This is a genomic window from Methanobrevibacter sp. UBA212, assembly GCF_905233225.1.
Lineage (GTDB): Archaea > Methanobacteriota > Methanobacteria > Methanobacteriales > Methanobacteriaceae > Methanocatella.
Genome location: NZ_CAJODJ010000061.1, coordinates 1 through 8068 on the forward strand (window position 1 = coordinate 1; position 8068 = coordinate 8068).

The 8068-nt window shown below is 38.9% G+C and carries 8 protein-coding genes and 1 tRNA gene; 4 read left to right on the plus strand and 5 right to left on the minus strand.

The genetic code is table 11. The annotated features are described in order from the left end of the window. Nucleotides 1–134, minus strand: a 134-nt coding sequence (locus QZ138_RS10805; protein ID WP_292889042.1) for a non-canonical purine NTP pyrophosphatase, incomplete at its 3' end; no start/stop codon positions are given. Between the two features lie 64 nt (nt 135–198). Continuing rightward, nucleotides 199–1797 carry a bifunctional N(6)-L-threonylcarbamoyladenine synthase/serine/threonine protein kinase gene (locus QZ138_RS10810; protein ID WP_292889035.1) on the minus strand — a complete coding sequence of 533 codons (1599 nt, stop codon included), beginning with the start codon at nt 1795–1797 and terminating at the stop codon, nt 199–201. Between the two features lie 81 nt (nt 1798–1878). Between QZ138_RS10810 and QZ138_RS10815 the strand changes: the two genes are divergently transcribed. Together QZ138_RS10815 and cobT are read left to right on the plus strand one after the other, a co-directional pair. Next, nucleotides 1879–2382: a hypothetical protein gene (locus tag QZ138_RS10815; RefSeq protein WP_292889036.1), complete on the plus strand. Its 504-nt coding sequence runs from the start codon at nt 1879–1881 to the stop codon at nt 2380–2382. Continuing rightward, the gene (gene cobT, locus QZ138_RS10820; RefSeq protein ID WP_292889037.1) at nt 2375–3439 is read left to right on the plus strand and encodes a nicotinate mononucleotide-dependent phosphoribosyltransferase CobT; all 1065 of its coding nucleotides are present in this window, start codon (nt 2375–2377) and stop codon (nt 3437–3439) included. The genes QZ138_RS10815 and cobT overlap by 8 nt, the downstream gene beginning before the upstream one ends. A gap of 32 nt (nt 3440–3471) precedes the next feature. On the opposite strand, the gene QZ138_RS10825 is transcribed toward cobT, so the two are convergent. Continuing rightward, entirely contained in the window at nt 3472–4305 is an 834-nt protein-coding gene (locus QZ138_RS10825) for an undecaprenyl-diphosphate phosphatase (protein WP_292889038.1), read from the minus strand. A 13-nt stretch (nt 4306–4318) separates the two neighbouring features. Further along, entirely contained in the window at nt 4319–5242 is a 924-nt protein-coding gene (locus tag QZ138_RS10830; RefSeq protein WP_292889039.1) for a branched-chain amino acid transaminase, read from the minus strand. A gap of 124 nt (nt 5243–5366) precedes the next feature. On the opposite strand from QZ138_RS10830, the gene QZ138_RS10835 reads away from it, so the two are divergent. After that, nucleotides 5367–5439 (plus strand) — tRNA-Val (locus QZ138_RS10835). A 216-nt stretch (nt 5440–5655) separates the two neighbouring features. Here the strand turns inward: QZ138_RS10835 and QZ138_RS10840 are convergent. Then, entirely contained in the window at nt 5656–6897 is a 1242-nt protein-coding gene (locus QZ138_RS10840) for an RNA-guided endonuclease TnpB family protein (RefSeq protein ID WP_292889040.1), read from the minus strand. 359 nt (nt 6898–7256) lie between these two features. On the opposite strand from QZ138_RS10840, the gene QZ138_RS10845 reads away from it, so the two are divergent. Continuing rightward, a partial coding sequence (locus QZ138_RS10845) for a F420-dependent methylenetetrahydromethanopterin dehydrogenase (RefSeq protein WP_292889041.1) occupies nt 7257–8068 on the plus strand: 812 nt, incomplete at its 3' end.

The window sequence follows — 8068 nt, forward strand, 5'->3', positions numbered from 1 at the left end:
AAGGCCACTTCCTCAAGAGTTCCTTGGGGTTCTTCATAGCCTAAATCAATATGCTCAAGTTCAATGCCGTAATCTTTGAAAATATTCTCTGCTTCTTTTACTTTATGTTCGTTACCAGTTATAAATGTTATCATATTTTTAGTTATGATTATGGTTTTTATTATAGGTGTTGGTTATTAGGTGGAAGTGTGAAATAACTCAATGTGTGTATCTTCCACGTGATTCGATATCATGAATTGTATTAAGTATTGACTCATCACCATATCCTTTCAAAACCAAATCAAAGTATCTCAATGCCAAATTATAATCAATGCTCTGCAGGGATTTTTTCAAAACAAGCAAATCGACTGCCTTATCCTCTTTTAATTGTGAATATCTGCCCAGTCCGAAATCGATGAAAACGAGCTTGCCGTCACTGAATAGGATATTGGAGGTTGTGATGTCTCCGTGAATGATGTCTGCGCAATGCAGTTTGGAAATCTCACCTCCGAGCCTTAACGCCAAATCATCATCGATTACTTCCTTAAGCATTACGCCTTCAATCTCCTCCATGGTGATTGCCTTGTTCTTAAGATTCACGTCATACAAAACAGGGGTTTTGACGCCTGCCCTTTTGGCATCGGACAATAATTTCGCCTCCTCCTTGCAGCGGGCCTTCCTGATCTTGTTGTCGATTTCAGGAATCCTGTATCCTTTTGGAATGCGGTCCTTGATTACAGCCTTTTCACCCAAATAACTGCTTTTGACGATGTTTGACTCGGCGCCTTTTGCAATCAGCTCATCAGGCAATGTCAAATAAGTTTTTGAATTGTCAATCCATGGAATATCAACCTCATCGGTTCTGAACTTCTGAATGATTCCAGTGTCTGCCAGTTCCAGCGGCCCGAATTCCTTGCACATCAGAAGACCCAGCCATGCAATCATGACACCATTGTCTCCGCAGAGCTTCATTTCAGGCATGTAGAATTTGGCGCCGTGCTCTTCTGACATTGTTTTAAGCATTTCGCGCAGTCTTGAATTGGCCGAAACCCCTCCGCAAAGCATCACCTCATCCTTTTGCGTATGTGATAGAGCCCTCTCAGTCACTTCAACAAGCATTGAAAAGGCGGTTTCCTGAAGTGAAAAGCAGACATCCTCCATTGGAGTTCCCTTTTGCACTTCCCTTATGGCCGCTGAGAGCAGTCCTGAAAAGGAGAAATCCATTCCCTTGACAACATAAGGCAAATCAACATAAGAACCTTTCTTTGCAAGCCTTTCAATTACAGGACCGCCGGGATGTCCTAGACCGGTTTCACGGCCGAAATGGTCAAGGCAGTTTCCGACTGCAATGTCCAGTGTTTCGCCGAAAATACGATATCTTCCGCTTTCATAGGCTATAACCTGACTGTTGCCGCCGCTTACATATAGGGATACCGGATTGACCGCACCTGTGTCAAGCTTTCCCACTTCAACATGGCCTATACAGTGATTTACACCGATTATCGGCTTTTTGAGTGACAGTGCCAGAGACCTTGCTGAAGTCGCAACGATTCTTAGAGCCGGACCCAGGCCCGGACCCTGTGAAAATGAAATCAGATCAATGTCATCATATGACAATCCGGATTCATCGATTGCCTGAGGTATCAGTTTAGGAATCCATTCGGCGTGATGTTCGGCAGCCAAACGGGGATGTATGCCTCCCTCTTCCGGAAACAACTGCTTTCCAGCCATTGCCAGAATATTTCCATCACTGTCCACAATACCTACACCGGTTTTTTCTGCTGTTCCTTCAATTCCTAAACATATCAAAATAATCATCTGGGAAAAATTTAATTAATTAGTATATATTATTTAAGAATATAAAAATATTTTTTAATTTCAAAAAACATAAGTGAAAGTATGGGATTTTATAGTGCAAATACTCCAGAACAGAAGAGAGTAAAACAATTGACCGGAGACATCAACATCAACGATATGTTCAAAAACGAATGCAACACTCGTGGAATACCGATTTACAATGCATACAACATTCAAAAGAGATTGTTGCATGAAGTGGAGCAGGAACAGCTGGTTGGTGTTGACCAAGTGGACGACAGGCTGATGGAACTTTTGGAAGAGAGGGGAAAAAACAAGGTGACACACAGATATGTTGACTTTGTCTCAAGAGAGGACAGTGCCTCAAAGGGCGTGATACCTAAAAGAGGTGACGAGACATCTTCACTTCCGCCAAAAGACCAAATAAAAATCCCTCCAAGAGCAAGAGACGGACAGACATTCAAGACAGACAATGAACTGTCACAGGAAGAAATGCTGAAGAAAATCATGCTTCAGAACAAAAAGATTATTAATCAAAACAAGATTATAATTGACTTATTAAAAAAGCAAGGTGAGAATAATGATTGATGGAATTACAACCTATGGCTCAACTGACCTGATAGAAAAGCTTCAGGAAGTGGAAGACGAAGCCGTATTTCTGCTTACAATTGGAACAACCGAAACCTCATTGATTGATGGGATTTCCGGAGCCGGCCCGTCTGCAGACCTTACCGAATACACACCTGCAGGGGACGCCGAATTCATGGTTTTAGGAGAAGTCAGATGCTGTGAAGCTCCTGCAGAAACCGTAGTCGGAGACGCTGCGGCACCAACTCCTGCAAGACTTACAAAGGCATCCCTTCAGCTTGCAAGCATTCCATTCGTTATTGTCGATGCAGGTTCCAAAATCAAGCCCGATGTCGAATATGTCAATTTGGGAAAGGACTATGGAAGGGACATAAGAACCGGAAAAGGTGTTTTAAACCCATTGGAAATATTGGAAAATGCAAAAGACCTTGGAAATGAACTGTCACAAAGACATGAAATGCTGATTATCGGTGAAAGCATAGCGGCCGGAACCACAACCGCCCTGGGTGTCTTGAAAGCCCTAGGCTATGAGGCAAATGAAAAGGTCAGCGGCAGCATGCCGCACAATCCCCATGACCTGAAATCAAAAGCCGTTGATGAAGGCCTTGAAAATGCCGGAATAATACCTGGCGAGGCCGATGCAATCCAGGCAATCGGTGCAGTGGGAGATCCGACAATCCCTGCAATTGCGGGAATAGTATTGGGTTCAGACATCCCAATCATTCTGGCAGGAGGAACCCAGATGGCCGCAACCTGCGCCGTGATAAAATCCCTTCAGCCAACATTCGACTTTTCAAGAATAAACCTGGCCACTACAGTATATGTTGCAGGCGACGAGACTGCGGACCTCTTCGGAATCTTAGAACAAATTGACGACAACATAACAGTCCATGCAGTGGATCCTAGATTTGAGGAATCCGAACATGAAGGACTGAAAAATTATCTGAAAGGATTCGTCAAGGAAGGTGCCGGAGCGGGCGGAGCAATGTTTGCTGCACTCGTTTTAGGAAAATCCGTTGAAAAACTAAGAAAAAAAATAGAAAAAGTTTGTAAATAGAGATTAATTTCAATCTCTACTTATTTTTAATTTTAGAATATATGAGCAATTGAGCCCATAAATACCAATATACCAATTACCCAGCAGTAATAAGCAAAAATATCCAAGCTCTTATTTTGTATCAAGTCAAGCATCCACTTGATAGCCATATAACCTGCAATTATTGATGCAATAAAACCTAAAAACACTGGCAGGAAGTTTGCGTCCATCGCTGAACCGATGTCTTTGGCCTGCAATAGAAAAGCTCCCAGGATTGCAGGTATAGATAATATAAAGCTGAATTTTGCTGCAAATTCCTTGTTAAGACCTATTGTCAAACCTGCCGCAATTGTTGTTCCTGAACGTGAAAGGCCAGGCAATATTGCACATGCTTGACCTAAACCCATGAATAACGCTTCTTTTTTAGTTATTGTATTATAATTGATTTCACCGCTTGTCATCCTTTGGGACAGATACAGAATAGTACCGGTTACAAACAGGAAAAACGCAGGAACATACAGTGCACCTGCAAACAGTGAATCCACAGAATCTTCAAATAATACGCCTACAATACCCACAGGAATGGTGGCCAGAATAACATACCATGCAAGCCTCTTGTAGGGATCACTATAGAATCCTTCCCTGAATCTTCCACGCAGAATATCCCGAATGCTTGACAGCCATGACAAAATCATCTTGTAGATATCGTATCTGAAAAACCACATTACTGCAATCAATGTTCCTAAATGAAGAAAAGTGTCAAAAGCAAGGGAGCTTTGAACCCCCAGTATCTTTTGAATGAAAACTAAATGTGCTGAACTACTAACCGGCAGGAATTCAGTCAAACCCTGAACGATACCGATTATAATTCCCTGAATTATATCCATAGGCTACACCAATTTAAATGTAAGATAACCAGTTGTACTTATCTTCTGATTTAGCTTCTACAATATCAAAGAAAGCTGTTTGGATTTTCTCTGAAATTGGTCCTCTTTTACCGATTCCAATGGTTCTGTGGTCAATTGAACGAATTGGAGTAACTTCAGCTGCAGTTCCTGTGAAGAATACCTCATCAGCAGCGTATAATCTTTCTCTTGAAATTACTTCCTCTACAACTTCATATCCTAAGTCACGTGCAATTGTCATTACTGAATCTCTGGTAATTCCTTTTAGATTGGATGAGGACATTGATGGTGTGAACAGTTTTTCGCCTTCGACGAGGAATATGTTTTCTCCACTTCCTTCGGAAACGTGTCCTTCATAATCGAGCATGATGGCTTCATCATAACCATTGTCGATAGCTTCAAGTTTAGCCAATTGGGAGTTCATGTAGTTTGCACCACATTTTGCAAGTGCAGGGAAAGTGTCAGGTGCAGGTTTTCTCCAGGATGAAACTCCGATGTCTACACCGTTTGCCATTCCTTCCTCACCTAAGTATGATCCCCATTCCCAAGCGGCAATAACCACATTTACAGGACAGTTGGAAGGGTCAACTCCAAGTTCCCCATAGCCTTTGAATACGATAGGACGTATGTAACATCCATCCAATTCATTGACACGAACTGTTTCTAGGATTGCTTCTTCGATTTCTTCTTGAGTAAATGGAATTTCGATTTTATAGATTTTTGCGGAATCAAACAAACGTTGAACGTGCTCTTTTAGACGGAATACTCCTACGCCGTTTTCGTTTTTATATGCACGAATTCCTTCAAAAACACTTGTACCATAATGGACAACATGAGAGAGTACGTGAATGTTTGCATCTTTCCAGTCTACCATGTTTCCATCAAACCATATTTTACTAGCTGTGTCATCCCAAGCCATTTTATCACTTCAAAATTTTTTACAATAATAAATATTGTTTTTATCATTATTAAAATATATTCATCAACAGAATTTGGAAAAATAGAAAAGTATATATAATAGTAAAATCATAATAATGTTTGTTGGTTCCGTGGTCTAGTTGGTATGATACCTCCCTTACAAGGAGGGGATCACGAGTTCGAGTCTCGTCGGAACCACTCTATTACTATTTTTAAAGATTTTTTACACTTTTAATTGATAATTTTGTCTTTATTTAGATTTTCGGTTAGAAACAATTAGTTTTAGGCACAACAAATAATTTCTAAAGAAACAAACAAAACCCCCACAAATTTTCAAATATTGAACTTCCCCGCCCTTTTTAGAGGATGGGGATTCGCAAACCAAAAAAATTGTATTTTTTTTTGGAAATTTTTTTACTGCATCGTCGTCCCGACGATTTGTAATCCTTTGTTAAGGATATTTTTAGCCGCATTAACGTCACGGTCATGGTGTGTATGGCAATGCGGGCATTCCCAGTCTCTTATTCCTAGATTTTCGCGTCTGCTGATTTTTTTATTTATTTTGTGGCATTTGCTGCAGATTTGAGTGGATGGATAATATTTGGAAATTTTTACAAATTTCACTCTTTCCTGTTTGCATTTTCGTTCTAGTCTATTGAGAAAGTCTCGTGGTGCGTTTAGCTGTATGCTGTGACTTAAGTTTTTGTCGTTTTTCCAGAATATGATGTTTTCATTTTGAACGACAACCAAACAACTATTTTTAACGATATAATTCACCGCTTTATTGTAGTAGTCTTTTCGCTTGTTCAGGAGCTTTTGCCAGGACTTATTGAATTGTATTTGTGCTTCCCTATACCTGATGGAATACTGATCATGATGGTCCATGGTTTTTTGATATCTTATGATGTTGTCTGTTTCTTTATTTAGATCAAGATTGGGTATCTCTTCACCGTTTGATAGAACAGCTAGTTTACTACATCCGATATCAATTCCCACTTGTTGTTTTGGTCCTATTATGGGTTCTGGGATATATAATTGTTTAATATTGAAAACAGCATAATATATGCCATTTACTTTTTTAACTGTTACGTGTTTGATTTTTACAGTTTCGTCATTCTTGTCACTTCCTCGGTGTAATAATTCGCGGTATTCTTTGCTTGTTCTGAATTTAACTATTCCTAATTTTGCTAGTTTTATTTTATCGTGTCCATTTTTGTCTTTGGTTATTCTAACGTTCTTGTTGTTCATTATGCGGAATGAATTTTTATTGGATTTTTTCTTTGTTTTTAAAACCGGATAATCTGATTTGATAGTGGGATCATAATAGCGTTTAAATGCGTTAATGAGGTCTCTTTGTGCCTGTTGTCTGCTACTGGACTCTGCTTTTTTTAAAAAAGAATAATCCACTCTTAACATCTTTAAAAGAACATTACATGACTTGTCATTTATTATTAGTTTATTTACATTGTATCCGTATTGTATTAATAATTTTTCAAAGTTTTTGATGAATGTCAATTCCTTGTCGTATATGAAACGGGTAATGCCTATGTTGGATTCGATTTTGCTAATGCTGACAGTCTTTTCACCATCATCATTTCGATCCATTTTAGTAGGATAAATTCTAACCTCAAGATTCTTCCTAACAAATTCCACCATTTAAAAAGCCCTCATTCAATCATATTTTTTAACTATCGATATCATTTTTTTACAAATGATATTATACTATTTCTAATGTAATGGTATATAAAGATTTACAGAGAGCATTTGAAAACTAATCCCCATCCCCTATAAGAATAAAAATTTAAAAGTACACTCAAGATAAAATAATACACAAAAAATAACAAAAAAACGATAAAAATAAAAAAAATACCCATTAAAAATCAGATTTAATATAAGTATACCTAACTTGCAATTCATCCCCAACTTACAGAAGTTGGGGTATTCTTGCATATTTATGATAAAATTTAAATAGTTTTTGAATGAAAATTATTATTATCAAATATGGAGACAAAATTATGGTAGTTAAAATTGCTATTATTAAAAGTGGTAATATTGGTACTTCACCAGTAATTGACCTATTGTTAGACGAAAGAGCAGACAGACCAAACATCGATGTAAGAACCTTTGGATCTGGAGCAAAAATGAACCCAGAACAAGTAGAAGACGTCGTACCTAAAATAGACGCTTTCGGACCTGATTTCGCAATCTTCATTAGCCCAAACCCAGGAGCACCTGGACCAGCTAAAGCAAGAGAAATGTTATCCGAAAAAGATGTTCCAGCTATTATCATCGGTGACGCACCTGGTAAAGGTAAAAAAGACGAAATGGATGAACAAGGCTTAGGTTACATCATCGTTATGTCCGACCCAATGATTGGTGCAAAAAGAGAATGGTTAGACCCAACTGAAATGGCTATTTTCAACTCCGACATCTTAAAAGTACTCGCAGAAACCGGTGCATTAAGATTAGTCCAACAAACCATTGACACTGTAATCGAACAAGCAGAAGCTGGTGCAATCGAATTACCTAAACTCATTGTTACTGCTGAAAAAGCTGCAGAAGCTGGTGGATTCGCAAACCCATACGCAAAAGCAAAAGCTATCGCTGCATACGAAATGGCAGGATCCGTTGCTAACTTAGACATGAAAGGTTGTTTCATGACCAAAGGTTTCGAAAACTTCATCCCATTAGTAGCTGCTGCTCACGAAATTGCTGCATGTGCTGCTAAATTAGCACAAGAAGCAAGAGAAATCGAAAAAGCAAATGATACTGTTTTAAGAACCCCTCACATGAAAGAAGGAAACCCAGGTTGTAAAACAGACTTAAT

Coding starts and splice junctions, on each gene's coding strand:
- QZ138_RS10810 (WP_292889035.1), bottom strand. CDS start 1,797: ATGATTATTTTGATATGTTTAGGAATTGAAGGAACAGCAGAAAAAACC.
- QZ138_RS10840 (WP_292889040.1), bottom strand. CDS start 6,897: ATGGTGGAATTTGTTAGGAAGAATCTTGAGGTTAGAATTTATCCTACT.
- QZ138_RS10830 (WP_292889039.1), bottom strand. CDS start 5,242: ATGGCTTGGGATGACACAGCTAGTAAAATATGGTTTGATGGAAACATG.
- QZ138_RS10815 (WP_292889036.1), top strand. CDS start 1,879: ATGGGATTTTATAGTGCAAATACTCCAGAACAGAAGAGAGTAAAACAA.
- cobT (WP_292889037.1), top strand. CDS start 2,375: ATGATTGATGGAATTACAACCTATGGCTCAACTGACCTGATAGAAAAG.
- QZ138_RS10825 (WP_292889038.1), bottom strand. CDS start 4,305: ATGGATATAATTCAGGGAATTATAATCGGTATCGTTCAGGGTTTGACT.